Here is a 26,131-nt window from a genome sequence, read left to right on the forward strand (position 1 = left end):
GACCCTAGTACACTGACCACGGTTCATCCTAGCACCCATGCCTGGATGACCGGCATGGATAGAGTATGACACCCCGTAGTGAGACCACCATGACCTTGCTCGACGCCCGCACTGCCCGCCTGCTGCCCTGGATCGTCGCCATCGCGTTCTTCATGCAGACGCTGGACGGCACCATCCTCAACACCGCCCTGCCGAGCATGGCCGCCGATCTCTCCGAAGACCCGCTGCGCATGCAGTCGGTGGTCATCGCCTACATGCTCACGGTGGCACTGCTGATCCCCGCCTCCGGCTGGCTGGCGGATCGCTTCGGCACCCGGCACATATTCTTTGGCGCCATCCTGTTGTTCAGCCTCGGCTCGCTGCTGTGCGCCGTCTCGCAGTCGCTTAACATGCTGGTGATCGCACGCATCATCCAGGGTCTCGGCGGCGCGCTGATGATGCCGGTAGGTCGTCTGGTGGTGCTGCGCGCCTATCCGCGTACCGAGCTGGTACGGATCATGAGTTTCATCACCCTGCCCGGCCTGCTCGGGCCGCTGATCGGCCCCACCCTGGGCGGCTGGCTGGTGGAGTACACCAGCTGGCACTGGATATTCCTGCTCAACCTGCCGGTCGGCGCCATCGGCTGCTGGGCCGCCTTCCGCTTCATGCCGGACTTGCGCGGCCCCGAACGCACGCGGTTCGATCTGATCGGCTTCCTGCTCTTCGGCGCCGCCATGCTGTTGATCACCATGGCGCTCGAAGGCCTCGGCGAGCTGCACTTGCCCCATGTCCGGGTGATGCTGCTGTTGCTCGGTGGCCTGGCGTGTCTGGCCGCGTACTGGCTGCGCGCCGGGCGCACGCCCAATGCGCTGTTCCCGCCCAGCCTGTTCCACACCCGCAGTTTCGCGGTGGGTATTCTCGGCAATATCTTCGCCCGCCTGGGCAGCGGCGCCCTGCCGTTCCTCACGCCACTGCTGCTGCAATTGGGCATGGGTTACTCACCGGCCCAGGCGGGCATGAGCATGATTCCCCTGGCCCTGGCCGCCATGGCCATGAAGCCGCTGGCCAAGCCATTGATCGACCGCCTCGGCTACCGCCGCATCCTGACCAGCAACACCGTGCTGCTAGGCCTGCTGATCGCCAGCATGGCCCTGGTCGACGGGCAGACCTCCCACGTGCAACTGGCCATTCAGCTGACGCTGATCGGCGCCATCAACTCCTTGCAGTTCACCGCCATGAACACCGTGACCCTGATCGACCTGCGCGATAGCGAGGCCAGCAGCGGCAACGGCCTGCTGTCCGTGGTGGTGCAACTGTCGATGAGCATGGGGATCGCCGCCGCCGCGGCACTGCTTGGCGGTTTCAACCTGGACAATCAGGGTGCTGCAGATGGCGTACTGGGCGCCTTCCAGGCCACTTACCTGTGCGTCGGCCTGCTGTCGATACTGGCGGCAGGCATCTTCCTGCAGCTGTCGCCGGAAGACGGGCGCAGCGCGCGACGCGTGGAGGTGGACGTCGACGAGTAACGCAGCGATCGCCACGGAACCGGGCACGGCGCCTGCTACACTAGGCGCCTCTAAACGCTCTCCCTAGGCTCTGTACCGTGACCGCCACCGCTTTCTCCTCGCTTGCCCTGTCGCCCGCCATGCTGGCGAACCTCGAGTCCCTCGGTTACGCGCAGATGACGCCTATCCAGGCCCAGAGCCTGCCGGTCATGCTCAAGGGCATGGACCTGATCGCCCAGGCCAAGACCGGCAGTGGCAAGACCGCCGCCTTTGGCATCGGCCTGCTGGCCCCCCTCAACCCGCGCTACTTCGGCTGCCAGGCGCTGGTGCTGTGCCCCACTCGCGAGCTGGCCGATCAGGTCGCCAAGGAACTGCGCCGCCTGGCTCGGGGCGAAGACAACATCAAGATCCTCACCCTTTGCGGTGGCGTGCCCTTCGGCCCGCAAATCGGCTCTCTGGAGCACGGCGCGCAGATCATCGTCGGCACCCCCGGCCGGGTGCAGCAGCACCTGGCCAAAGGCACGCTGAAACTCGACGGCCTCAATACCCTGGTGCTCGACGAAGCCGATCGCATGCTCGACATGGGCTTCTACGACAGCATCGCCGAGATCATCGGGCAAACCCCGGAGCGCCGCCAGACGCTGCTGTTCTCGGCCACCTACCCGGCCGGCATCAAACAGTTGTCCGCGACCTTCATGCGCAACCCGCAGCAGGTCAAGGTCGAAGCGCTGCACGACGACAGCCAGATCGAACAGCGTTTCTATGAGATCACGCCTGAAGAGCGCCTGGACGCCGTGGTCAAGCTGCTCAACAGCTACCGCCCGACATCCTGCGTGGCCTTCTGCTTCACCAAGCAACAATGCCAGGAAGTCGTCGACCACCTCACCGCCAAGGGCATCTCGGCCGCTGCCCTGCACGGAGACCTCGAACAACGCGACCGCGATCAGGTATTGGCGACCTTTGCCAACCGCAGCCTGTCCGTTCTGGTCGCCACCGATGTGGCGGCGCGTGGCCTGGACATCGACGCACTGGACATGGTGATCAACGTCGAACTGGCGCGCGACTCGGAAATTCACATTCACCGTGTTGGCCGCACCGGTCGTGCAGGCGAGAAAGGCCTGGCCATGAGCCTGGTTGCCCCGGCCGAAGGTCATCGTGCCCAAGCCATCGAAAACCTGCAAAAGTCGCCACTCAACTGGCACCCGCTGAGCAGCTTGAAACACCAAGGGGGCGCGCCGCTGCAGCCGCTCATGATGACGCTGTGCATCGGTGCTGGGCGCAAAGACAAACTGCGCCCCGGCGATATTCTCGGTGCACTCACGGGCGAGGGCGGCATCCCTGGCGCGCAGGTCGGCAAGATCGCCATTTTCGACTTCCAGGCCTATGTAGCCGTCGAGCGCAGCCTGGCCGTGCAAGCACTCAAGTGCCTCAGCGAAGGCAAGATCAAAGGCCGCTCATTACGCGTGCGCACGTTGTAAACTCAAGGAAATTGCAGATCCGCTACAGGGGGTTTCGTGCGCAATATTCTGGTTATCGAAGACAGCCCGCTGGTCCTGAAAATCCTCGAGCATCTGTTCCGCCAGGAAACGGATCTGCAACCGGTATTCTGCGCCTCTCTGGCTGAAGCCGAGGTCATGCTGGAAACCTCGGCGGAGCTGTTCTTCGCTGCCATCGTCGATCTGCACCTGCCAGATGCGCCGGATGGCGAAAGCGTCGATCTGGTCATGCGCTACGCCCTGCCGTGCATCGTGCTCAGCGGCTCGTACAACGAAAAACGTCGCGATGACCTGCTGCTCAAGGGCGTGGTCGATTACGTGCTCAAGGAAAGCCAGCACTCCTACGAGTACGCTTTCCGCCTGCTGCACCGGCTGGAAAGCAACAGCCAGGTGAAGATTCTCGTCGCCGAGGACTCGGAGGCCACGCGCCACTTCATTCGTCATGTGCTGGCGCCGCATCGCTACCAGATCATCGACGCCAGCGACGGCGAGGAAGCCCTGCGCATTCTCAAGGAACAACCGGATATCGACCTGCTGGTGGTCGACCACAGCATGCCCGGCATCAGCGGCTTCGAACTGGTCAAGCTGCTGCGCCAGAAGATGAAGCGCAACGAGCTGATCATCCTTGGCCTGTCCGCCGATACCAAGGGCTCGCTCAGCGCCATGTTCATCAAGCACGGCGCTGACGACTTCCTGCGCAAACCGTTCTGCCCGGAAGAACTGAACTGCCGGGTGATTTCCACTCTGGAGCGCCGTGATCTGATGCGCGCACTCAAGCAGGCCGCGCAATTCGACGCACTGACGGGGTTGAACAACCGGCGGGCGTTCTACGAGCAGGGAATCCAGCAGTTCCAGCTGGCCCAGCGCAGTGGTCGCGATCTCAGCGTGGCGATGCTCGACATGGACTTCTTCAAGCAGATCAACGACGAACATGGCCATGCCAGCGGCGACGCGGCGCTGGTCGCCTTTACCCGGGCGTTGAGCGCAGCGTTTCCCGATGCCCTGCTCGGCCGCCTGGGTGGTGAAGAATTCGCCATGGTCAGCCAGCAGAACGCCGAGCAGTTGAGCCAGGCTCTCGACCGCCTGCGTGAGCAGTGCGCACAGCTCAAGTACGCGATTGGCGCGCCGCCGCTGTCATTCAGTGCCGGCGTCTATCACGGCGCCCCGGATGACCTGGAAAGCCTCCTGCACCTCGCCGACCAGCAGCTCTATCAGGCCAAGCGGCAGGGTCGCGCACGCACGCTCTGGCAGTGACGTTCGCGACCTACAGGCCATGACGCTGCATGATCGCCGCATAGCTGCCATCGGCGCGCATGGCCGCAATCGCGGCGTCGAAACGCCTGGCAATCTCGAGGTGGTTGCCATGGGTCAGACGGATGAGAATGTGCAGGCCGTTTTCGCTCAGGGGCGTCGGCAGGAACTCCAGCTGATCGGCAATGCTCTTGAGCTGGTGGTTGAACTGAAAGCGCGCAACGTATTCATCCTCCAGCGCCAGACTCACCCGACCGTGCTGCACCATGTGCGCGGCGCTTTCGAAACTGCTGACGCCGACCTTGCGCAGATTCTTGTCGGCACCGAACTGCGCGGAGTACGCATAGCCACGTAGCACGGCGATTCGGTAGGGGTACAGGTCGGAGAGTTGAGCGAAAGCGATGCCATCGCCCTTGCGCTGCACGAAACGGATTCGGTTGATCAGATAGGGCTCGGAAAAGTGACCGAACCCGGCACGTTCGTCGCTGTACCAGGCATTGATCAGCACATCGTAATCCCCCCGCTGCAACCCCAGGATGGCTCGTTCCCAAGGCACTTCGCGGTAATCGCTGGTGTAGCCGGCACGCTCAAGCGCAGTCGCGACCAGCTCCGCTGCCACTCCATTTCCCGGTAGGCGCTGGTCGGTGAACGGCGGCCAGGTATCGGCGACCAGGCGCAACTGCTCGGCGGCCACAGCGCCGGGCAGCAGGAACAGCGACAGCAACCACGCTCGCCAGCTTTTCAATGCTCATGTGCCCCGAAAGCCAAGAGTGAACCCGCCGCATGAAACATGCCGACGGCGCGCCTGAGGTAACGGCAGACAAGATAGTGGCAAATAGCTATTCCCGTTTTATCCATTGAGCATAATCGCTAGACCAGCCCTGGCAATGCGCGGTTCGCAAAAAAGTCCGAATGGCACCTGGCGGGCTGCCCGCGTCCATCCGCAAACACGCGCTTGTGGCCCTCCCGCGCCGCGCCGGACAAACCTGATGCGATCACCCTGCGTGGGCGACAGCGGAACCCGGCCTTCAGGTAAACTGCGCCGTTTCGCGTCAGCCCGCAGCGATGCCTGACGCCTAGCGTATGCGAGGACATTGCCGTGCTTTCACCCCAGGTTGTCATCATCGGTGCCGGTGCGGCCGGATTGATGTGCGCCATGAGCGCCGCCGCGCGTGGCCGCAGCGTGCTGTTGCTCGACCACGCCAACAAGGCAGGCAAGAAGATCCTCATGTCCGGCGGCGGGCGCTGCAACTTCACCAACCTGTACTGCGAGCCGGGCAACTTTCTGTCGCACAACCCGCATTTCTGCAAATCCGCGCTGGCGCGCTTCACCCAGTGGGATTTCATCGCCCTGGTGGCCAAGCACGGCGTGCCCTACCACGAGAAGAAACTCGGCCAACTGTTCTGCGACCACAAGTCCAGCGACATCCTCGGCATGCTGCTGGACGAATGCGAACAGGCTGGCGTCGACCTGCGCCTGGATACCTCGGTGAACGCCATCGAGCGCGGCGAAAATGGCTATCGCCTGAGCTCCAGCCTCGGCCCCGTCAGCTGCGAGTCGCTGGTAATCGCCACCGGTGGGCTGTCGATTCCGACCCTCGGCGCCACCGGCTTCGGCTACCAGATCGCTCGCCAGTTCGGCCACACCCTGCTGCCAACGCGCGCTGGCCTGGTGCCGTTCACGCTGACGGATCCACAGCTGAAAATCCTGTGCAGTGAACTGTCGGGTACTTCGGTGGAAGATTGCCGGGTCAGTTGCAACGGCCAGAGCTTCGTGGAAAACATTCTCTTCACCCACCGCGGCCTCAGCGGCCCGGCGATCCTGCAGATTTCGTCGTACTGGCAGCCTGGCGATGCAGTCAGCATCGATCTGCTGCCGCATATCGACCTGCCGGAGTGGTTGCAGGCACAACAGCGCGAGCGTCCCAACAGCGAGCTGAAAACCCTGCTGGGCGAACTCTTCACCAAGAAAATGGCTGGCCTGCTGGCCGAACACTGGTTCGCGTCCAAACCGATGAAGCAGTACAACCCGGCCGAGCTCAAGGCCATCGCCGAGCGCCTGGCGGACTGGCAGCTGGTGCCGGCGGGCACCGAGGGCTACCGCACGGCCGAGGTCACGCTTGGCGGCATCGATACCAAGGAAGTGTCGTCCAAGACCATGGAGTCGCTGAAGTCACCCGGGCTGTATTTCGTCGGTGAGGTACTGGATGTCACCGGCCACCTGGGCGGCTTCAACTTCCAGTGGGCCTGGGCTTCAGGTTATGCAGCAGCGCAGTTCGTGTAGTCGCTGAGCGCGCCTTTCGCAAAAAAACGCGCCATGAGGCGCGTTTTTCATTGCCCGCAAGATCAGCTGCGAGAGGCTTGGGCGTCGATCCGCGTGGCCTGCTCGGCAGCGCCACGCGCTTCACCCGCATAGGACACCGCCGCGGTGAAGACCACATCGGTGTGCGAGTTCAGAGCCGTCTCGAAGGAGTCCTGCACCACGCCGATGACGAAGCCGATGGCCACCACCTGCATGGCGATTTCGGTGTCGATGCCGAACAGGCTGGTCGCCATCGGAATCAGCAGCAGCGAGCCGCCAGCCACCCCGGAAACGCCCGCCGCTGCCAGGGACGACACCACGCAGAGCAGCAGCGCCGTCGGCAGGTCGACATTGATGCCCAGGGTGTGGGTGGTCGCCAGGGCCATCACGGAAATGGTGATCGCCGCACCCGCCATGTTGATGGTGGCCCCCAGCGGAATGGTGATCGAGTAGGTGTCCTTGTCCAGCTTGAGTTTCTCGCACAGACGCAGGTTGACCGGAATGTTGGCCGCCGAGCTACGGGTGAAGAAGGCCGTCACCGCGCTCTCGCGCAGCACCGTGAACAGCAGCGGATAGGGGTTGCGGCGCATCTTGAGGTAGGCGAGCAGCGGGTTGATCAGCAGGGTCACGATCAGCATGCAGCCAACCATCACCATCAGCAGGCGGGCATAGCCGTACAGCGCTTCGAAGCCGGAGTCGGCCAGCGTGCTGGCGACCAGGCCGAAGATACCGATCGGCGCCTGATTGATGACGAACCGCACCACCTGGGTGAAGGCGTTGGATACGTCATGCAGCATGGTGCGCGTGCTCGGCGCGGCATGCCGCAGGAAGATGCCCAGCGCCACGGCCCAGGCGAGGATGGCGATGTAGTTGGAGGTGTTCAGCGCCTGCACCGGGCCGACGAAGATGCTGGTCAGCAGGTTGTGCAAGACATCGATGATGCTGCCGGGCGGATTGCCCTCGGCCGAGCTGATGTCCAGCGACAGCATGGTGGGAAACAGGAAGCTGGCGCATACCGCCAGGGCCGCTGCGCTGAAGGTACTGATCAGGTACATCATCAGCACCGGACGAATATGGGTGGGCTGGCCACTCTGATGGGCCGCCAGGGAGGAAATCACCAGCACCAGCACCAGTACCGGCGCGACCGCCTTGAGGGCGAGGATGAACAGTTCACCCAGCAGGCCGACCTTGAGGGCGGCATCTGGCGAGAAATAAGCGAGCAGAATGCCCAGCACCAGACCGATGAAGATGCGTAGCACCAGGCTGGTAGTGGAATAGGCGGAGGCGATGCGTTTTAGAGTATTCATGTAATAGACGCTGTCCAGAATTCTAGGCTTGATGGCATTGGGGGACAGGTCAGCAGGGGCACGAGCCACGCCAACCGGGCAGGTCACCCCAAGACATCACGCGATTATAAGGGAGGGGGACGGGATCAGCGCCATCTAGATGCTTTGCGGGGACACGCAGGGAGGTCTCACTTGTTATTGTTGTCGACGACCGGAGCCTGATGGCAGCCCTCCAGGCTGCGCATCACGCAGGTTCGGCAGGTGAGCGGCTCAGCACTCGATAATGTTCACGGCCAGGCCGCCGCGTGCGGTTTCCTTGTACTTGGTCAGCATGTCGGCGCCGGTTTCGCGCATGGTCTTGATCACCTTGTCCAGGCTCACATGGTGCGAACCATCGCCGTACAGCGCCATACGCGCGGCATTGATGGCCTTCACCGAGGCAATGGCGTTGCGCTCGATGCAGGGAATCTGCACCAGGCCGCCGACCGGGTCGCAGGTCAGGCCCAGATGGTGCTCCATGCCGATCTCGGCGGCGTTCTCGACCTGCTCAGGCGTGCCCCCGAGTACCGCACACAACGCGCCGGAAGCCATCGAGCAGGCCACGCCGACCTCCCCCTGACAGCCCACTTCGGCGCCGCTGATCGAGGCGTTTTCCTTGTACAGGATGCCGATCGCACCGGCGGTCAGCAGAAAATCGATGATGCCGCGCTCACTGGCACCGGAAATGGCGTTGGCGTAGTAATGCAGCACCGCGGGGATGATGCCTGCCGCGCCATTGGTGGGTGCGGTGACGACGCGGCCACCGGCGGCATTCTCCTCGTTCACCGCCAGGGCCCAGAGGTTGACCCAGTCGAGCATGCGCAGCGGATCTTCCGTGTAGCTGCGCTGAAAGCCACCCAGCTTGCGGGCCAGGATGGCGGCGCGGCGGCGCACCTTGAAACCGCCAGGCAGGATGCCTTCGGTGCGACAGCCGCGCTCGACACAGGCTTGCATCACGCGCCAGATCGCCAGCAGACCGCTGTCGATCTCCTCATCGGTACGCCAGTGGCGCTCATTGCGGCGCATCACCTCGGCAATGCCGATCCCGTACTCGCGGGTCAGGCGCAGCAGATCGGCGCCGCTGCGAAACGGCAATGGCAATGCGGTGGCATCCGGGGCGATGACCTTGTGCTTGGAGCCGTCGGCGAGGATCGCCTCGCTGACCACGAAACCACCGCCCACCGAGTAATAGGTGGCCTCGTGCACCTGCAGCCCCGCCGCGTCGAACGCCGCGAAGCGCAAGCCGTTGGCATGCAGCGGCAGCGCCTTGCGAATCATCTTCAGGTCGGTCTTTTCGTTGAATGCGACCGAATGACCACCAGGCAAAACGATACGCTTCTCGCTGCGAATGGCCTCGATATAGCCTGCAACCTGCTCGACATCGACAGTGTCTGGCTCATACCCACTCAGGCCGAGCAATACCGCCTTGTCGCTGCCGTGGCCTTTGCCGGTAGCACCCAGCGAGCCATACAGTTCGGCCACCACCCGCACGACATTGGGCATATGCCCCTGATTTTCCAGGGCGTGGGTGAACAGCGCCGCGGCACGCATCGGCCCGACGGTGTGCGAGCTCGATGGGCCGATGCCCACCTTGAACAGATCGAATACGCTAACGGCCATGGCGGTATTTTTCTTTTATGAGGTGAAGACAGGCGCCCGGTCATGCACCCGTCGGTGAGAAAAATCTAAGACCCCACTTTCGTTATGTATACTGATTTATTCTTACCCCATTGATTAGAAAATCTTACCTATAGAATTCCGCCCATGGACCTCATCCGCTTACGCACCCTTCGCGAGCTCGCCCGCTGCGGCACCATGGCAGCCACCGCCGAGTTTCTGCACCTGACGCCCTCAGCGGTTTCCCAGCAGATCACTCAGCTGGAACGCGAGACCGACGTGGCATTGATCGAGCGGCGTGGCCGCGGCGTGGTGCTGACGCCCGCAGGTAGTCGACTGGTGGCGCACGTCGAGCGGATTCTGGTGATTCTCGACGAGGCCCGCTCGGAGCTGGCGCAGATGCGCAGCGAAATAGCCGGAGAGCTGCGCGTGGCAGCCTTCCCTTCGATCGCGGTAGCGCTGGTCGCGCCCATCGTACGCAATCTGCGCCAGGCCTATCCGCGCCTGGACGTGGTGGTGGCGGATCTGGAGCCGCAGGAGAGCCTCAGCGCCCTGAGTGCCTGGCAGATCGATGTCGCCGTGATCGACGACCTGGCCGGCGCGGCAAAATCGCGCCAGGAACACTACGAGCTGATTCCACTGACCGAAGATCGCCTGCACGTGCTGCTGCCAGCGAGCCATGCGCTGGCATCGCGCAGCACCCTGACCATCGCCGACCTGCAGGACGAGGCATGGGCGCTGGACTCGACCAATAGCTCCTTTGGTGAATTCATCGGCAACCTGTGCCGCCGCTCCGGCTTCGCGCCGCGTATCAACGCGCACTGCGCCGGGTTCGAAATGGTCGCGGCGATGGTCGCATCCGGCAATTCGATCTCGGTGGTTTCGGGCCTGCGCCTGGTGCGCCCACTGGAAAACGTCACGGCCGTAAGACTCGCACCGGCCATCCAGCGCAAGATATTCCTCGCCTACCGCAAGGGCGAGCGCAAGCATCCCGCCGTGACCGTATTCCTCGACGAGGCGATACGCACGGCAGGAATGCTGGAAGGGTATCAGCGGATCGAGCTGAACGAGTCAGGCAAGGCCTGACCCGCCAGGATCAGAAGCGGAAGACTTCCGCATCGATGCGGATCGGCTCGGCCACCGGCATCTTCGGTGGCTCCTGACGCGCTGCCGGGGTCGGTGCCTTCTTGCGTGGCTCCTCGGCGGCGATCGGCGTATTGCCGTGGTTCTTCACCGCGCTCGCCAATTGCTCGACCAGTTGCTGCACCACCGCGCTCTGGGCACGCACCTGATCGGCGACCGCCCCCTTGTGCTTCTCTTCCAGGTGCACCAGCCGGGTATCGAGCAATTGCCCTTCTCGACCGACCAGCCGCCATTGCGCTTCGAGCACCGCAGGCTGACGGGGACCGGAGTCCAGGCGGGTTACGGACAGCAGTACCTGCACCTGGGCCTTGAAGCCCGGGTTATCCGAAGCGAGCACCAGGCGCTGACTGTTGATCCGGCTCGACAGCTGGCGCAGCACCTGGCGATCCAGGTCGGTGGCCAGGCTGCCGGCCCAACGGGCACCGCCTGCGGTGCTCAAGCTGCCATCGTCCTGACGCTGCAGCAGCGCTTCACGCTGCAGATAATCGGCGACGGTAATGGGGCCCAGCAATACGCTCATCCCGTCCTTGTCAGCGGTCTTGGCGGCGCTTGGGCCACCGTCGAGCTGATAGAGCGAGACAGGCATGAAATGCGAACAGCCAGTCAGCGTCAGCAGACCAGCGAGGAGTAGCGTGAGAGGAAGCCGCTTGAAAATCATCGATGTATTCCAGCTGGCAGTATCGCCAGCGACCATGGCTACAGGTAAAGGGTCAAAAACAAAAAATAGGTAAATCACCGCGCCGGCAAACCCCGGCGAGGTGTCGAATAATCCCTGTCCATATGCAATGCGCCTGCCACCGAACGCCTTGACCCGAAAAGATGGCATAGGGCCCACCGTCAGGCAGGCCCATAAGGGGCTGTATCATCCGTCAAACCGGCCTGCAACTCCAGTAGCAGGCCATTTGCCAGCAGTTCGCTACTCGACCAGCAAGGCGTCGACGCGCTGGAATCCACGCGGCAATTTGTTGCCACGTCGGCCACGCTCACCCTTGTAGTGCTCGAGATCGTCGGCCTTGAGAGACAGGGTACGCTTGCCAGCCTGCAATACAAGCGTCGCGCCCGGGGCCAGCACGGCCAGGTCGGTGAGGTATTCCTCACGGCTGGCGACACGCTCACCCGGAATGCCGATGATCTTGTTGCCTTTGCCCTTGCCCAGTTGCGGCAGGTCGGCGACCTTGAACAGCAGCAAACGACCTTCGGTGGTGACGGCCGCCAACCAGTCCTCCTCGCGATTGGCCAACGGCCTTGGCGCCACTACCAGCGCGCCATTGGGCAGGCTGAGCAGGGCCTTGCCGGCCTTGTTCTTGGCCTGCAGATCTTCGCCCTTGACCACGAAACCGTAGCCGGCATCCGACGCGATCACGTACAGCGCCTCGTCATCGGGCATCAGCAAGCATTCGAAGCTGGCCCCTGGCGGCGGCGTCAGACGACCGGTCAACGGCTCGCCCTGGCCACGGGCCGATGGCAGAGTGTGGGCGGCAAGCGAATAGCTACGTCCCGTGGAATCGATGAACACGGCGTACTGGTTGGAGCGTCCCGGTGCTGCGGTCTTGAAGCCATCGCCAGCCTTGTAGGACAGGCCGGTGGCATCGATTTCGTGCCCCTTGGCCGAGCGCACCCAGCCTTTTTCCGAGAGCACCACGGTGATCTTTTCGTTCGGCAGCAGATCGTGCTCGGACAGCGCCTTGGCCTCGGCACGCTCGACGATCGGCGAACGGCGATCATCACCGTACTTCTCGGCGTCTTCGATGATTTCCTTGCGCACCAGCTTCTTCAGCTTGGTCTCGCTGCCCAGCAGGGCAAGCAGCTTGTCGCGTTCCTTGCTCAGCGCGTCCTGCTCGCCGCGGATCTGCATTTCTTCGAGGCGGGCAAGTTGGCGCAGGCGGGTTTCGAGGATGTACTCGGCCTGTATCTCGGTGAGGCCGAAGCGCTCCATCAGCACCGGCTTGGGCTGATCCTCGGTACGAATGATGTGGATCACTTCGTCGAGGTTGAGGAAGGCGATCAAACGGCCTTCCAGCAAATGCATGCGATGCTCGACCTTGTCCAGGCGGAACTGCAGGCGGCGGCGCACGGTGCCCACGCGATACTGCAGCCATTCGACCAGCAGGGTGCGCAGATCCTTGACCTGCGGCTTGCCGTCGAGACCGATGACGTTGGTGTTGACTCGGTAGCTGGACTCCAGGTCGGTGCTGGCGAACAGGTGCTGCATCAGCGCTTCGTGATCGACGCGGCTGTTGGTCGGGATGATCACGATACGGCAGGGGTTCTCATGATCGGACTCATCGCGCAAATCGGCGATCTGCGGTGCCTTCGAGGGCTTGGCCTGCATCATCGCGGCGATCTGTTCCAGCACCTTGGCGCCAGACACCTGATGGGGCAGCGAGGTGACCACGATGTCACCATCCTCGACGCTGTACACGGCGCGCATACGTATCGAGCCACGGCCGGTCTGGTAGATCTTCAGCAGGTCGGCACGCGGGGTGATGACCTCCGCCTCGGTCGGATAATCCGGGCCGAGCACGTGCTCGCAAAGTTGCTCCACCGTGGCCTTGGGCTCGTCGAGCAGACGCACGCAGGCGGCCGCGACCTCACGCAGGTTATGCGGCGGTACATCGGTGGCCATGCCCACGGCGATGCCGGTGGTGCCATTGAGCAGCAGGTTGGGCAGGCGTGCCGGCAGCGTCGCCGGCTCGTTCAGGGTGCCATCGAAGTTCGGCACCCAGTCCACCGTGCCCTGGCCGAGCTCGCTCAGCAGCACCTCGGAATAGCGCGACAGGCGTGCCTCGGTGTAACGCATGGCGGCGAAGGACTTGGGATCGTCCGGCGCCCCCCAGTTACCCTGACCATCGACCAGGGTGTAGCGGTAGCTGAACGGCTGCGCCATCAGCACCATGGCTTCGTAGCAGGCCGAGTCGCCGTGCGGGTGGAACTTGCCGAGCACGTCACCGACGGTACGCGCCGACTTCTTGTGCTTGGAGTCGGCATCCAGACCCAGTTCGCTCATGGCATAGACGATGCGCCGCTGCACGGGCTTGAGGCCGTCGCCGATGTGCGGCAGCGCGCGATCCATGATCACGTACATCGAGTAATTGAGATAAGCCTGCTCGGTAAAGTCGGCAAGGGAGCGGCGTTCGACACCGTCCAGGCTCAGATCGAGGGTTTCGCTCATGCGTGCCTCATTGCAAGGTTGATTGGCGCAGCATCAAGGTGCCGTCGCGCTGACTGAATTCAAGTTGTTTCAAGGCGCTCATGCCCAGCAGGATTTCGTCGCCATCCATGCCTGGCGCGATGAGCGCGGATACGTCATGCAGCACGATATCGCCAAGCTGCAAGCGCTCCAGACGCGTGCGATGCGCCGTGGCGCGGCCATTGGCGGTGCTGATCTGCACAGGTGCCCCCGACTGCAGGCCCAGGCTGCGGGCAACCTGGCTGGGGATCGCGACCTGGGTGGCGCCGGTGTCGAGCAGAAAGGTCACCGAGTCACCGTTGATCTGCCCATCGACCAGATAATGCCCACCGGGGCTGCTGGCCAGGCGCACCTCGACATAGTCGCTACCATGCACCGACTGCGGCTGACGGTTGGGATGGCGCTTGTCCTCTTCCCATTTGCCGAAGAAATGCGTGGCCAGCAGCAGCCCCGCCCCCCAGGCCAGGACCAGCATCACCCGGCCGGCACGACGGCCGGCGGTCTGCTCGCTCACCGCGTCGCACCCCAGCCACCGGCAGGCGCCGCGAAACGCCAGACCACCGGCCGACTCTCGCCGTCCGCACGGGCGTGGCCACCGTTGTCGAGACCGATCCAGGCACCTTCCGCATCCACCGACAGCGCCTCGGCAACGCCGTAGCTGACCGGATAGCGACGTTCGTCGGTCAGCGCATCCGCGGCGAACGACCAGCAGCGCTCGGCGTCACCGCTCGCCGGTGTGCGGCGGCAGATACGGTGGGCCTGTCGCTCCAGGGTAAAGAGTTTTTCCTCGTGAAAGGCCAGGCCGGAGAAGTCGACGGGGGCCGGTGCGCCGCCCAGGGCGTCGGGCGAAGCCTCCTGGCCGCCCTCGCTGAGCAGCACGCAGCCCCCTTCGCAGCGCCAGGTGGCACGACGGTGATGCACCACCACCAGGCCACGCCGCTCTTTCTCGGCGGCCAGCCACAGGCGCTCACCAGCCGGATCGACGGCGATGCCCTCGAACTGCGAGTTGAAGTGCAGCAGCATGCCGCTGGCCCGTGCCTGGCGCACCATGCCCTCGGGCAATGCCAGCCACTGCGCATCGGCGGCGGGCGGTACCTGCAGTACTGCGGCATGACTTTCGCTGACCAGGTAGCGATTGCCCTTGGCGTCGCAGGCGATACCTTCGAAATCCAGATGACCACCGCGCACCAGGCCGGACACCCAGGCGCGCATGCGCAGGCCCCAGGGCAGCGGCATCACGGGTGCCGGCGGCGCCACGAAACGCTCGGCCTCGGCCTGCCAGATCCGCGCGGACGAGTCGAGACGATAGAGGCGATCGTCGTCACGATCGGACACGGCCCACAACGCATCGCCGCACCAGGCAAGGCCGGACAGATTGCCCGACTCCATGCCGGCGACCGGGTGCTCGCTGAGCAGCTTGAGTTCCTCGAGTGGCGGGGTATCCGCCAGCACCGGCGCCAGAGCCGAAAACAGCACGACGCCGAGCAGTCGCCGCATCAGAGCAGCACCTCCGCCAGGTTGCCCTTGGACTCCAGCCAGGATTTGCGGTCGCCGGCGCGCTTTTTCGCCAGCAGCATGTCCATGACCTCGCGAGTCCCGTCGTAGTCGTCGAGGGTGAGTTGCACCAGGCGCCGGGTGTTGGGGTCCATGGTGGTTTCGCGCAGTTGCGGCGGGTTCATTTCGCCAAGACCCTTGAAGCGGGTCACCTGCGGCTTGCCGCGTTTCTTCTCGGCCACCAGGCGGTCGAGGATCCCGTCACGCTCAGGCTCATCCAGGGCGTAGTAGATTTCCTTGCCCAGGTCGATGCGATACAGCGGCGGCATGGCCACGTACACGTGCCCGGCGTCCACCAACGGGCGGAAATGCTGCACGAACAGCGCACAGAGCAACGTGGCGATGTGCAGGCCGTCGGAGTCGGCGTCGGCGAGGATGCAGATCTTGCCGTAACGCAACTGGCTCAGATCGCTGGAGCCGGGGTCGAGGCCGACGGCCACGGCGATGTTGTGCACTTCCTGGCTGGCCAGCACTTCACCGCCGTCCACTTCCCAGGTATTGAGGATCTTCCCGCGCAGCGGCAGGATCGCCTGGAACTCCTTGTCCCGCGCCTGTTTGGCGGAGCCACCGGCGGAGTCACCCTCGACCAGGAACAGCTCGCAGCGCATCGGATTCTGGCCAGCGCAATCGGCCAGTTTGCCGGGCAGCGCCGGGCCCTGGGTGATCTTCTTGCGTTCGACTTTCTTGCCCGCCTTGAGGCGGCGGCTGGCATTGCTGATGGCCAGTTCGGCCAACTGCTGACCGAACTCCGGATGGGCGTTGAGCCACAGGCTGAAAGCATCCTTGACCACGCCGGAGACGAATGCGGCCGCCTCACGGGAAGACAGGCGCTCCTTGGTCTGCCCGGAGAACTGGGCGTCCTGCATCTTCATCGACAGGACGAACGCGATCCGCTCCCAGACGTCTTCCGGGGCCAGCTTGACTCCACGGGGCAGCAGGTTGCGGAACTCGCAGAATTCACGCATGGCGTCCAGCAGGCCCTGGCGCAGACCGTTGACGTGGGTACCGCCCTGGGCAGTGGGAATCAGGTTGACGTAGCTTTCCTGCACCGAATCGCCGCCTTCCGGCAGCCACAGCAGCGCCCAGTCCACGGCCTCCTTGTTGCCGGCCAGGCTGCCGCAGAAGGGTTCGTTGGGCAGGCGTTCGTATTCGCTGACCGCATCGACCAGGTAGGAGCGCAGGCCGTCTTCGTAGAGCCACTCGACCAGCTCGCCGCTGGCCTTGTCATGGAAGCTCACTGCCAGGCCGGGGCACAGCACGGCCTTGGCCTTGAGCACGTGTTTGAGGCGGCTGACCGAGAACTTGTGGGAATCGAAATACTTGCCATCCGGCCAGAAATGCACGCTGGTGCCGGTGTTGCGCTTGCCGACCGTACCGATCACTTCCAGGTCGCTGGCCTTGAAACCATCGGCGAACGCCATGGAGTACTCGTTGCCGTCGCGCTTGACCCGTACTTCGACCCGGGTCGACAGGGCGTTGACCACCGAGATACCCACGCCATGCAGGCCGCCCGAGAACTGGTAGTTCTTGTTGGAGAACTTGCCACCAGCGTGCAGCTTGGTGAGGATCAGCTCGACCCCAGGCACGCCCTCTTCCGGATGGATGTCCACCGGCATGCCGCGGCCGTCGTCACTGACCTCCAGGGAATTGTCCTCGTGGAGGATCACCTGGATGGATTTGGCGTGCCCCGCGAGGGCTTCGTCGACGCTGTTGTCGATGACTTCCTGGGCCAGGTGGTTGGGGCGGCTGGTGTCGGTGTACATCCCCGGCCGCTTGCGTACCGGATCAAGGCCGGAAAGGACTTCGATGGCATCTGCGTTGTAGGCGTTTTGCTGGGCCATAGGTCTCTGAAATGCTCTGATTAATCGGGGTTCGGGCGCGACCGGTCAGGACACGGGCGCGATGCCGGCGAAGGCAAACAGCATGGGCAGGCGCTCGGCGAAGCCCTGAAAACCATGGTCGCCGCCAGCCTCGATGCGCAGGGCGCAATGCCGGTAATACGCCTGGGCGTGCCGGTAATCGAGGGTTTCATCGGCAGTCTGCAGCCATACCTGATAACGGGCCGGATCAGTGGGCGGGGGCGTTTCGAGCTCCGCCAGTGCCGTCACGTGATCGGCAGTCAGATCCCACGTTTCGCCACTGTAATGGTTACGTTGCGGGCCGAGGTAGCCGTCGAACAGCCGGTGCGGGCACACCGCAGGGTTGATCAACAGCGCCTTGAGGCCATGCCGTTCGGCCAGGTGGGTCGCATAGTAGCCGCCCAGGGAGCTGCCGACCAGCACGGGGCGACCGAGCTCGGCAATCAGCGCCTCGAGCTCGGCGATGGCCTGGCGTGGATGATGATGCAGGGCCGGAACGCGCAGTTGCGCCTGCAGCCCCATGGCGGTCATGGCAGCGATCAACTGGCTGGCCTTGGTGGAAGCCGGCGAGCTGTTGAGCCCATGGATATAAAGAATGCTGGTAGTCATAACGGGAGGCTACTAGCGCCGCCCCATCAGCGGCAAGCCCTGCGGCTGGCGGATCGCCCCCAGCCATAGCGGATTTCATGCGGCAACGCGGCTTGCGCTGGAGCGTAGGCGGATCGCTCAGTAACCGCCGACACTGTAGTCGGGCTCGAAAACCATCCCGCTGACCCGCGACACCTCGGTTTCCAGACGACCGTCATCGTACAGGCGCAGCCAGCGGTAGCCGGGCGCCGTGCTGTCGACCTGAAACTCTTCGCTGCCGGGAGTGAACTGTACGCAGGTCGATGGCGAGGCAAGCAGGCGTACCTTGCCGCGCATCTCGTCGATGGTTTGATGGACGTGCCCCCAGAGGACCGCCCGCGTTTGCGGAAAACGGTCCAGCACAGCGAACAGCGCCTCGGGATTGCGCAAGCCTATCGGCGCCATCCATTGGCAGCCGATGTCCACCGGATGGTGATGCAGGCAGATCAGATGGTGGCGATCGGGGGCCTCGCTCAGCGCCCGTTCGAGCAGCGCCAGTTGCGGATCCTGCAGGTAACCGGGCACAGCACCGGGGATCGAGGAGTCGAGCATGACCAACCGCCAGTTGCCGATATCCACGACAGGCTCGAGCAGGTCGGTGCCCACGCAGGCCGCCTTCATGGCCGGGATCTCGTCGTGGTTGCCGGGGATCCAGCGAGCCGGGGCATTCAGCGCGGCGCTCAGCTCGACAAAGCGCGCATAAGAGGCAGGGCTGCCGTCCTGAGACAGATCGCCAGTCGCCAGGATCATGTCGATGTTCGACTGTTCCTGAAGCACCAGATCGACCACCAGGCGCAGGCTGTCGGCGGTATCCATGCCCAGCAGCTTGCCGTCCGCGGCGGCAAACAGGTGACTATCGGTAAGCTGCACGAGCAGTACCGAAGAATCGGCGGGGGTGGACACGGACGCACTCGACAAGGTGCTTCTCCATAGAGGGCAAGTGCAAATTATGGAAGCGCGGCGTGGGCCCGGTAAACCCACTAATAGGGACTAGTTCACAGAAACCCGAAGCAGTTTGATAGCAAGACGCCATCTCACAGCAAAGGTTCGGTTTCGTGCCCACATGCCAGGCAGTGACTCAGCCATTCGCCGAGGAACACGTTGAGCTGGGTTTTCTCGTCCGGCTGGTGCATGGCGGCATTGGGATAAGGATAGATGCCGCGAAAGCGCCGTGCACTCTGGGCACCGGTGACCTCTGCCATGCGCGCATCGTGATAGACACGCACCTCCAACTGCGGCACGGGCAGCCACGGCAGGCTGTGCTCCTGACGTACCTGGACGGTGGAGGTGTACGGGCAGCACTCCACCACTTCCAGCGCCAGCACGCCAAGCTGCCGTTCACCCTGGCTGAGCGCCACACGGCGGGCAGCGTGAGCTTCGCGCATGCCGGGCAGCAAACGCATGAGCCGCGCGTAATTGGCCTCGCAAGCAGCCTGCAGTTCGATCAGATCGACCCGGTAGCGCTCACGCAGCAGATTTACCCCCATAGGCCCCTTACCTCGGCGCGATTGAGCGCCAGCCATTGCAAGGCGATGATGCTCGCCGCGTTGTTGATCTGCCCATCCTTGACCGCCTGCAAGGCATCCTCGAAAGGCCAGACCTGCACGCGAATGTCCTCGCCCTCTTCCTCGAGGCCATGTATGCCGCCCACACCGGCGCTGTCGCAGCGACCGAGGAACAGGTGCACGAATTCGTCGGAGCCGCCCGGCGACGGGAAATAGCGCGTTATCGGCCACAGCGAGGTCAGCGTCAGCCCGGCCTCTTCCTCGGCTTCACGCAGCGCGACTTCGTCGGGCTCCTCGTTCTTGTCGATCAGCCCGGCTACCAGTTCGACCAGCCAGGGGTTGGCGGCCTTGTGCATGGCGCCGACCCGGAACTGCTCGACCAGCACCACGCTGTCGGTCACCGCATCGTAGGGCAGCACGCACACGGCATCGTGGCGGATGAACAGTTCACGGCGGAGCACTGGCCCCATCTCGCCGGAAAACTGCTGGTGGCGCAGGTGAAAGCGATCCAGACGGTAGAAACCGCGGAAGCATTCTTCACGTTCGATGATTTCCACCGCATCCGGGCCGGGGGTAAAGGTTTCGGTCATCTGCTTTTCTCTCGTTTGCCTGCTTATTGAATGCATCCTAGGGGCTGTTAAGCCTCTCCCGCAAGCGACGCATCGAAACCCTGGCCGATCCGCTCGCATTGACGAATAATCGCGAACTCAACTGCCGTCAGGCAGTCGAACACCCGTCCTTCGCCAATGGCTTTCCTGCATGAAAACATCTTCCATTGCCCGCCTCGGCGCCATCCTCAGCCTGGGCCTGCTGCTCGGCGCCTGCCAGAGCCTGTCCGGGCCGGACACGCCAGCGGCCCTCGCCACCAGCAACGAGCGCTGGGAGCACAAGGCACCGGGTTGCGCCGCCCAGGACTGCCCGCTGGTCAACATCGAGCTGCAGCGGGTAACCGACCACCCCGAGCTCAATGCACGGATCGAGTCGACTCTGCTTGGCCTGGTGGGCACCGCCACCGGCGCCAGACCGCAATCGCTGGCCGATCATGAACGTGAGTTTCTCGCCAACGGCAAACCTGGCTGGGTCAGCTATCTGCAGGACAAGGTCATCAGCCAGCATGACCGCCTGGTGGTGATCGAACTGTCCAGCTACCACTTCATCGGTGGCGCCCATGGCGTTCCGGGTCGCACCTACCTGAACTATGACCGTGAGCTGAACAAGGTGCTGAGCCTGCAGGACTTCATCGTCCCTGGCGAAGAGGCAGCGTTCTGGCAGGTCGCCCAGCGCGCTCACCAGGCCTGGCTGATCGCCCAGGGGCACGGCGACGATGGGGAATTCCGCAAGACCTGGCCCTTCGAGCGCACGGCGAATATCGCCCTCAACCCCGACGCGGTGATGCTCAAGTACGATGTCGCCCGCCTGGCGCCCTACTCCGACGGCCACCCCGAGATCAAGATCCCCTACAGCCAGCTGCAGGGGATCCTGCGCCCGGCCTACATGCCCGGCGCCGCGGCACGCTGAGAGAAGGCCGGGTGAGCGGCAGCCCTGCCGTCCACCCGGCTGAGCGTCACACCTGCCGGTAGATCACCGAGCCCTCTTCCTTGAAGCGCTCGGCCTGCTCCTTGAAGCCGGCCTCGACCGCCTTGCTGTCGTCGGACAGACCGTTGACCTTGGCGTACTCGCGCACTTCCTGAGTGATTTTCATCGAGCAGAACTTCGGCCCGCACATGGAGCAGAAGTGGGCGACCTTGGCCGAGTCTTTCGGCAGCGTTTCGTCGTGGAAGGCACGCGCGGTATCCGGGTCCAGACCGAGGTTGAACTGATCCTCCCAACGGAATTCGAAACGCGCCTTGCTCAGCGCGTTGTCGCGGATCTGCGCCCCCGGGTGCCCCTTAGCCAGGTCGGCCGCATGGGCGGCGATCTTGTAGGTGATGATGCCGGTCTTCACGTCATCCTTGTTGGGCAGCCCCAGATGCTCCTTGGGGGTGACGTAGCAGAGCATCGCGCAGCCGAACCAGCCAATCATCGCCGCACCGATGCCGCTGGTGATGTGGTCGTAGCCTGGCGCGATATCGGTGGTCAGTGGGCCCAGGGTATAGAACGGTGCCTCGTCGCAGCACTCCAGCTGCTTGTCCATGTTCTCCTTGATCAGTTGCATCGGCACGTGGCCCGGGCCTTCGATCATGCACTGCACATCGTGCTTCCAGGCAATTTTGGTCAGCTCGCCAAGGGTCTCCAGCTCACCGAATTGCGCGGCGTCATTGGCATCGGCGATGGAGCCCGGGCGCAGGCCGTCACCCAGCGAGAAGCTGACGTCGTAGGCCTTCATGATTTCGCAGATGTCTTCGAAGTGGGTGTAGAGGAAGTTTTCCTTGTGGTGCGCCAGGCACCACTTGGCCATGATCGAACCGCCGCGACTGACGATGCCGGTAACCCGCTTGGCGGTCAGCGGCACGTAGCGCAGCAGCACGCCGGCGTGAATGGTGAAGTAGTCGACACCCTGCTCGGCCTGTTCGATCAGGGTGTCGCGGAACAGCTCCCAGGTCAGGTCTTCGGCCACGCCGCCCACCTTCTCCAGCGCCTGGTAGATCGGCACGGTACCGATCGGCACCGGCGAGTTGCGGATGATCCATTCGCGGGTTTCGTGGATGTGCTTGCCGGTGGACAGGTCCATCACCGTATCCGAACCCCAGCGAATGCCCCAGGTCAGCTTGGCGACCTCTTCCTCGATGCTCGAACCCAGCGCCGAATTGCCGATATTGCCGTTGATCTTCACCAGGAAGTTGCGGCCGATGATCATTGGCTCCAGTTCGGTGTGGTTGATGTTCGCGGGAATGATGGCGCGGCCACGGGCCACTTCGTCACGAACGAACTCGGCGGTGATTTCCTTGGGAATGCTGGCGCCGAAACTGTTGCCGGCATGCTGCTCCTTGAGCAGCCCGGCCGCGCGGTGCTCGGCGAGCTTCATGTTCTCGCGGATGGCGATGTATTCCATCTCCGGCGTGATGATGCCCTGTCGCGCGTAATGCATCTGGCTGACATTCTTGCCGGGCTTGGCGCGGCGCGGGTTGCGCACATGAGCGAAACGCATCTTGGTCAGCTCGGCATCGGCCAGACGGCGCTGGCCGAACTCCGAGGACAGGCCATCGAGGCGTTCGGTATCGCCACGATCCTCGATCCAGGCGCTGCGCACGTCGGCAAGGCCCTTGCGCACGTCAATGGTCACGCTCGGGTCGGTGTAGGGGCCGGAGGTGTCGTAGACGGTGACCGGGGCATTGATCTCGCCACCGAAGTCTGTCGGTGTCACGTCCAGGCTGATTTCGCGCATCGGCACGCGAATGTCCGGGCGCGAGCCCTGGACGTAGATTTTCTGCGAACGGGGAAAGGGCTGGATCGACTGCTCGTCGACCTGGGCGGACTCACTGAGGTTCTGTTGTTGTTTGACGCTCATCGGTTGGCTCCTCGGCTTGATGTCGGAGCGAACCTGATGGACGTGATGAAGCAACACCACGCCGTGGCTGTTTGAACATGCAGGATTCGTGAGAGCGCCGGCATGATCGAACAGCCAGGGCGCGGGCGCACCGCGAACGCGGTGCGGGGGTTTCCACCATGCAGGTCGCTGAAAACTATCCGCGTGCCATCGCACACGTTTTCAAACGATCTGTAGAGGTGGATACCTCTTGTTCCCTACGCAGGCCTTAACCTGATCAGGTTCAACGGGATCCGGAACTATCCGATCTCAGCCTCCGATTCGAGGCACCCCGACAAGAACTCGGCCAGTCTACTGACAGCTGCCCGCCGCCGCAACGCCGGCAGGACCCGCAGGTCGGATAGTGGCGCCTGCCTGCCCATCACCGCGCGCCTTGACCACCCCGATGGCCGGGCTTAGTCTCGCCGACTACTGCCCCCTCTAGGATTCGCTGACATGCTGCGCAGACTCTCCCTGGCCGTCGCCGTGACCGCTGCCTCAACCGCCACGGCCTGGGCAGATCCGGCCCCGCTGTCGGTACGCACCGACCTGATGTCGGTGTATCAGGAGGCCGCCGCCAACAATGCCGATCTGGCCGCCGCCCGAGCCGACTACCAGGCCCGCCGCGAAGGCGTACCGCAGGCCCGCGCAGGCCTGCTGCCGAACCTCAGTGCCGGCGCCCGGACGACGGACACTCGCACCGCCCTGCAACAGCCCTCCGCCACCCAGTCACGCAGCGGTACGCTGTACCAGGCCAACCTCAGCCAGCCACTGTTTCGCGCCGACCGCTGGTTCCAGCTGCAGGCGGCCGAAGCGGTCAGCGAGCAGGCCGCCCTGGAGCTTTCCGCCAATGAGCAGAACCTGATCCTGCAGAGCGCCGAGGCCTATTTCTCGGTGTTGCGCGCCCAGGACAACCTGGCCTCCACCAAAGCCGAAGAAGCGGCCTTCAATCGCCAGCTCGACCAGGCCAACGAGCGCTTCGACGTTGGCCTCTCGGACAAGACCGACGTGCTTCAGGCCCAGGCCGGTTTCGATACGGCAAGGGCCAATCGCATCATTGCCCAGCGTCAGGTCGACGACGCCTTCCAGGCCCTGATCACCCTGACCAACCGCGAATACCGGAGCATCGAAGGCATCCAGCACAGCCTGCCGATTCTTACCCCCGTGCCCAACGACGCCACCGCCTGGGTCAACACCGCGGCCGCGCAGAATCTCAACCTGCAGGCCAGCAACTTTGCCGTCGATGCGGCCGAGGAAACCCTGCGTCAGCGCAAGGCCGGGCACGCGCCGACCCTGGATGCCGTGGCCCGCTATGAGCGCGGAGACAACGACGCACTGGGCCTGAGCAACCCCAACTACACCGGGCAGAACTATGGCAGCGACGTGTCGCAACGCAGCATTGGCCTGGAACTGAACATTCCGTTGTACAGCGGCGGCCTCACCAGCTCCCAGGCCCGCGAGGCCTACCAGCGCCTCAGTCAGTCCGAGCAACAACGTGAAGGGCTGCGCCGTGAGGTGGTACAGAACACCCGCAACCTCTATCGCGCGGTGAACACCGACGTGGAAACCGTACAGGCTCGCCGCCAGTCGATCATCTCCAACCAGAGCGCGCTGCAAGCCACGGAAATCGGTTATCAGGTAGGCACGCGCAACATCGTCGACGTACTGGACGCCCAGCGCCAGTTGTACAGCGCAGTGCGCAACTACAACGACGCGCGCTACGACTACATCCTCAACAATCTGCGCCTGAAACAGGCTGCCGGCACCCTCAGCCCGGCAGATCTGGACGCTCTGGGTCGTTACCTGAAGCCGGACTACAACCCGGACCGCGACTTCCTGCCCACGGATCTGGCCAAGGCCGCCGAAGCACGCCTGCAAGGCGACGAGTAAGCGCAGGGGGAATGGACAATCTGCAGGGATACCGGATCAGGCCCACAATGAATAGAGATTGGCCCACGCCCGCAGCGTTGCAGCGAAACTCAGGGCAGACGGGCAGACTCTAGACGATCAGCCTTCCCAACCCATCCAGCAAACGCTGCAGCGCGCCCTGGTTGGACTTGAGCACTGCCAGCCCGGCCTCGCGCATGGCCGCCGCACGTGGTGGCTCGTGCAACAGCACCGCGACCTGAGTGCCGAGCGCCTTGGCATCCGCCACCTCGCAGAGCGCGCCACGCTCGAGCAACTGCGCGGTGATCTCCTGGAAGTTGAAGCGATGTGGCCCCATGATTACCGGAAGCCCCAGCGCCGCTGGCTCCAGCGGATTGTGCCCGCCCGTCTCGACCAGGCTGCCACCCACGAAAGCGACATCGGCCAAGCCATACAGAAACATCAGTTCGCCCATGCTGTCGCCGAGCAGTACCTGCACACCAGGGTCAACAGCCTCGCCCGAGGAGCGACGCACGAAGGTGAGGCCGACCTCACGCAACTGCGCAGCGGCGCTGTCGAAACGCTCGAGATGACGCGGCACCAGGATCAATAACGCATCCGGCTGCGTGGCGAGCAGTTGCTGGTGTGCCTGGATGACCAGCGCATCTTCCCCCTCACGGGTACTGGCGGCGATCCATACCGGTCGTCGCTGCGCCTGCCACCGCTCACGCAGCGCCGTGGCGCGCGCCAACACGTCGGTATCCACCTGCTGGTCGAACTTGATCGAGCCGGTCACCTCGACCGTTTCAGGCCGTGCTCCGAGGGCGACGAAGCGCTGCGCCTCGACCTGGCTCTGCACCGCGAGCAGGTTCAGCTCAGCGAGCATCGGCGCAGTGAGCTTGGCAAAGCGCCCGTAGCCTCTGGCCGAGCGCTCGGACAGTCGACCATTGGCCAGGGCCACCGGAATACCTCTACGGGCACATTGGTGGATGTAGTTGGGCCACAGCTCGGTTTCCATGATCACCGCCAGGCGCGGACGTACTCGCTCGAGAAAGCGCGACGCAGCCCAGGGCAGGTCATAGGGCAGATAGCAGTGCTGGACGCGACCGGCGAACTGCGCGTCGGGAAACAGCGCGCGAATGCGTTCGGAGCCGGTCGGTGTCATGCAGGTCAGGGTGATCGGCAGATCCGGATAGCGCGCCAGCAGCTCGCGCACCAGCGGCGCTGCCGCGATGCTTTCACCGACCGATACCGCGTGGACCCAGATACCGCCTGGACGCAATGGCGGCAGACCTAAAGCAAAGCGCTCGCCGACACGCTTGGTATAAGCAGGCGCGCGCCAGGCTCGCCAGATCAGACGTAGACCGATCAACGGCAGGCAGAGGTGAAACAGCAGGCTATAGAGATATCGGTTCATGGCGGCGAAGCTTAGGGATGCCGACGTTG

The 26,131-nt window shown here is 63.8% G+C and carries 21 protein-coding genes and 1 riboswitch; of the genes, 7 read left to right on the forward strand and 14 right to left on the reverse strand.

The features are described from left to right. The first annotated feature begins 89 nt into the window (after window positions 1-89). The 3 genes from mdtD to QRN22_RS12080 all read left to right on the forward strand — a co-directional run bounded on the left by mdtD (window position 90) and on the right by QRN22_RS12080 (window position 4,234). Window positions 90-1,505, forward strand: a complete 1,416-nt coding sequence (mdtD, locus tag QRN22_RS12070) for a multidrug transporter subunit MdtD (RefSeq protein WP_042554428.1) — start codon at window positions 90-92, stop codon at window positions 1,503-1,505. Between the two features lie 77 nt (window positions 1,506-1,582). After that, window positions 1,583-2,962, forward strand: coding sequence for an ATP-dependent RNA helicase DbpA (dbpA, locus tag QRN22_RS12075; RefSeq protein WP_082045807.1), 1,380 nt, complete (start codon window positions 1,583-1,585; stop codon window positions 2,960-2,962). Window positions 2,963-2,998: 36 nt separating this feature from the next. Beyond that, on the forward strand, window positions 2,999-4,234 hold the full coding sequence (locus QRN22_RS12080) for a diguanylate cyclase domain-containing protein (protein WP_042554427.1): 1,236 nt from the start codon (window positions 2,999-3,001) through the stop codon (window positions 4,232-4,234). Between the two features lie 10 nt (window positions 4,235-4,244). Here the strand turns inward: QRN22_RS12080 and QRN22_RS12085 are convergent, their stop codons facing one another. Further along, complete coding sequence (locus QRN22_RS12085) at window positions 4,245-4,955, reverse strand: substrate-binding periplasmic protein (protein WP_373565123.1); 711 nt, start codon at window positions 4,953-4,955, stop codon at window positions 4,245-4,247. A gap of 375 nt (window positions 4,956-5,330) precedes the next feature. Between QRN22_RS12085 and QRN22_RS12090 the strand changes: the two genes are divergently transcribed. Further along, on the forward strand, window positions 5,331-6,515 hold the full coding sequence (locus QRN22_RS12090) for a BaiN/RdsA family NAD(P)/FAD-dependent oxidoreductase (protein WP_042554425.1): 1,185 nt from the start codon (window positions 5,331-5,333) through the stop codon (window positions 6,513-6,515). Between the two features lie 62 nt (window positions 6,516-6,577). On the opposite strand, the gene sstT is transcribed toward QRN22_RS12090, so the two are convergent. Further along, window positions 6,578-7,840: a serine/threonine transporter SstT gene (gene sstT, locus QRN22_RS12095; RefSeq protein WP_042554424.1), complete on the reverse strand. Its 1,263-nt coding sequence runs from the start codon at window positions 7,838-7,840 to the stop codon at window positions 6,578-6,580. 249 nt (window positions 7,841-8,089) lie between these two features. Further along, window positions 8,090-9,478, reverse strand: a complete 1,389-nt coding sequence (locus QRN22_RS12100) for an L-serine ammonia-lyase (RefSeq protein ID WP_042554423.1) — start codon at window positions 9,476-9,478, stop codon at window positions 8,090-8,092. A gap of 144 nt (window positions 9,479-9,622) precedes the next feature. Here QRN22_RS12100 and QRN22_RS12105 point away from each other — a divergent pair, with 144 nt between their 5' ends. Further along, window positions 9,623-10,561 (forward strand): LysR family transcriptional regulator, encoded by a 939-nt coding sequence (locus QRN22_RS12105; RefSeq protein ID WP_042554422.1) that lies wholly within the window; start codon window positions 9,623-9,625, stop codon window positions 10,559-10,561. A gap of 10 nt (window positions 10,562-10,571) precedes the next feature. Here the strand turns inward: QRN22_RS12105 and QRN22_RS12110 are convergent, their stop codons facing one another. The 9 genes from QRN22_RS12110 to QRN22_RS12150 all read right to left on the reverse strand — a co-directional run bounded on the left by QRN22_RS12110 (window position 10,572) and on the right by QRN22_RS12150 (window position 19,943). Next, window positions 10,572-11,276: a PqiC family protein gene (locus QRN22_RS12110; RefSeq protein ID WP_042553938.1), complete on the reverse strand. Its 705-nt coding sequence runs from the start codon at window positions 11,274-11,276 to the stop codon at window positions 10,572-10,574. 258 nt (window positions 11,277-11,534) lie between these two features. Continuing rightward, window positions 11,535-13,790, reverse strand: coding sequence for a DNA topoisomerase IV subunit A (gene parC / locus QRN22_RS12115; protein ID WP_042553937.1), 2,256 nt, complete (start codon window positions 13,788-13,790; stop codon window positions 11,535-11,537). 7 nt (window positions 13,791-13,797) lie between these two features. Next, window positions 13,798-14,322, reverse strand: a complete 525-nt coding sequence (locus QRN22_RS12120; RefSeq protein ID WP_042553936.1) for a retropepsin-like aspartic protease family protein — start codon at window positions 14,320-14,322, stop codon at window positions 13,798-13,800. Then, window positions 14,319-15,305, reverse strand: coding sequence for an esterase-like activity of phytase family protein (locus QRN22_RS12125; protein WP_082045783.1), 987 nt, complete (start codon window positions 15,303-15,305; stop codon window positions 14,319-14,321). The genes QRN22_RS12120 and QRN22_RS12125 overlap by 4 nt, the downstream gene beginning before the upstream one ends. Next, window positions 15,305-17,203, reverse strand: a complete 1,899-nt coding sequence (gene parE / locus QRN22_RS12130; RefSeq protein ID WP_042553934.1) for a DNA topoisomerase IV subunit B — start codon at window positions 17,201-17,203, stop codon at window positions 15,305-15,307. The genes QRN22_RS12125 and parE overlap by 1 nt, the downstream gene beginning before the upstream one ends. 45 nt (window positions 17,204-17,248) lie before the next feature. Next, window positions 17,249-17,830: a YqiA/YcfP family alpha/beta fold hydrolase gene (locus tag QRN22_RS12135; RefSeq protein ID WP_042553933.1), complete on the reverse strand. Its 582-nt coding sequence runs from the start codon at window positions 17,828-17,830 to the stop codon at window positions 17,249-17,251. A 117-nt stretch (window positions 17,831-17,947) separates the two neighbouring features. After that, complete coding sequence (gene cpdA, locus QRN22_RS12140) at window positions 17,948-18,766, reverse strand: 3',5'-cyclic-AMP phosphodiesterase (RefSeq protein WP_042553932.1); 819 nt, start codon at window positions 18,764-18,766, stop codon at window positions 17,948-17,950. A 116-nt stretch (window positions 18,767-18,882) separates the two neighbouring features. Continuing rightward, a complete protein-coding gene (locus QRN22_RS12145) occupies window positions 18,883-19,335 on the reverse strand; it encodes a DUF1249 domain-containing protein (RefSeq protein ID WP_042553931.1) in 453 nt (150 codons plus the stop codon). Continuing rightward, entirely contained in the window at window positions 19,326-19,943 is a 618-nt protein-coding gene (locus QRN22_RS12150; RefSeq protein ID WP_042553930.1) for an NUDIX domain-containing protein, read from the reverse strand. The genes QRN22_RS12145 and QRN22_RS12150 overlap by 10 nt, the downstream gene beginning before the upstream one ends. A 169-nt stretch (window positions 19,944-20,112) precedes the next feature. Between QRN22_RS12150 and QRN22_RS12155 the strand changes: the two genes are divergently transcribed. Continuing rightward, window positions 20,113-20,871 (forward strand): RsiV family protein, encoded by a 759-nt coding sequence (locus tag QRN22_RS12155; protein ID WP_042553929.1) that lies wholly within the window; start codon window positions 20,113-20,115, stop codon window positions 20,869-20,871. 46 nt (window positions 20,872-20,917) lie between these two features. On the opposite strand, the gene thiC is transcribed toward QRN22_RS12155, so the two are convergent. Continuing rightward, window positions 20,918-22,801, reverse strand: coding sequence for a phosphomethylpyrimidine synthase ThiC (thiC, locus tag QRN22_RS12160; protein WP_042553928.1), 1,884 nt, complete (start codon window positions 22,799-22,801; stop codon window positions 20,918-20,920). 216 nt (window positions 22,802-23,017) lie between these two features. Further along, a riboswitch (TPP riboswitch) is annotated at window positions 23,018-23,124 on the reverse strand. A 151-nt stretch (window positions 23,125-23,275) separates the two neighbouring features. Between thiC and QRN22_RS12165 the strand changes: the two genes are divergently transcribed. Next, window positions 23,276-24,709 (forward strand): TolC family outer membrane protein, encoded by a 1,434-nt coding sequence (locus tag QRN22_RS12165; protein WP_042553927.1) that lies wholly within the window; start codon window positions 23,276-23,278, stop codon window positions 24,707-24,709. Window positions 24,710-24,818: 109 nt separating this feature from the next. Here QRN22_RS12165 and waaA read toward each other — a convergent pair whose 3' ends face one another. Further along, window positions 24,819-26,102, reverse strand: a complete 1,284-nt coding sequence (gene waaA / locus QRN22_RS12170) for a lipid IV(A) 3-deoxy-D-manno-octulosonic acid transferase (RefSeq protein ID WP_042553926.1) — start codon at window positions 26,100-26,102, stop codon at window positions 24,819-24,821. Window positions 26,103-26,131: the final 29 nt, after the last annotated feature.

The organism is Pseudomonas sp. MEJ086, assembly GCF_030209025.1.
Lineage (GTDB): Bacteria > Pseudomonadota > Gammaproteobacteria > Pseudomonadales > Pseudomonadaceae > Aquipseudomonas > Aquipseudomonas fulva_A.

Coding starts and splice junctions, on each gene's coding strand:
- QRN22_RS12145 (WP_042553931.1), bottom strand. CDS start 19,335: ATGGGGGTAAATCTGCTGCGTGAGCGCTACCGGGTCGATCTGATCGAA.
- QRN22_RS12125 (WP_082045783.1), bottom strand. CDS start 15,305: ATGCGGCGACTGCTCGGCGTCGTGCTGTTTTCGGCTCTGGCGCCGGTG.
- parC (WP_042553937.1), bottom strand. CDS start 13,790: ATGAGCGAAACCCTCGATCTGAGCCTGGACGGTGTCGAACGCCGCTCC.
- mdtD (WP_042554428.1), top strand. CDS start 90: ATGACCTTGCTCGACGCCCGCACTGCCCGCCTGCTGCCCTGGATCGTC.
- QRN22_RS12135 (WP_042553933.1), bottom strand. CDS start 17,830: ATGACTACCAGCATTCTTTATATCCATGGGCTCAACAGCTCGCCGGCT.
- QRN22_RS12155 (WP_042553929.1), top strand. CDS start 20,113: ATGAAAACATCTTCCATTGCCCGCCTCGGCGCCATCCTCAGCCTGGGC.
- QRN22_RS12100 (WP_042554423.1), bottom strand. CDS start 9,478: ATGGCCGTTAGCGTATTCGATCTGTTCAAGGTGGGCATCGGCCCATCG.
- QRN22_RS12105 (WP_042554422.1), top strand. CDS start 9,623: ATGGACCTCATCCGCTTACGCACCCTTCGCGAGCTCGCCCGCTGCGGC.
- parE (WP_042553934.1), bottom strand. CDS start 17,203: ATGGCCCAGCAAAACGCCTACAACGCAGATGCCATCGAAGTCCTTTCC.
- QRN22_RS12165 (WP_042553927.1), top strand. CDS start 23,276: ATGCTGCGCAGACTCTCCCTGGCCGTCGCCGTGACCGCTGCCTCAACC.
- waaA (WP_042553926.1), bottom strand. CDS start 26,102: ATGAACCGATATCTCTATAGCCTGCTGTTTCACCTCTGCCTGCCGTTG.
- thiC (WP_042553928.1), bottom strand. CDS start 22,801: ATGAGCGTCAAACAACAACAGAACCTCAGTGAGTCCGCCCAGGTCGAC.
- sstT (WP_042554424.1), bottom strand. CDS start 7,840: ATGAATACTCTAAAACGCATCGCCTCCGCCTATTCCACTACCAGCCTG.
- QRN22_RS12150 (WP_042553930.1), bottom strand. CDS start 19,943: ATGACCGAAACCTTTACCCCCGGCCCGGATGCGGTGGAAATCATCGAA.
- QRN22_RS12110 (WP_042553938.1), bottom strand. CDS start 11,276: ATGATTTTCAAGCGGCTTCCTCTCACGCTACTCCTCGCTGGTCTGCTG.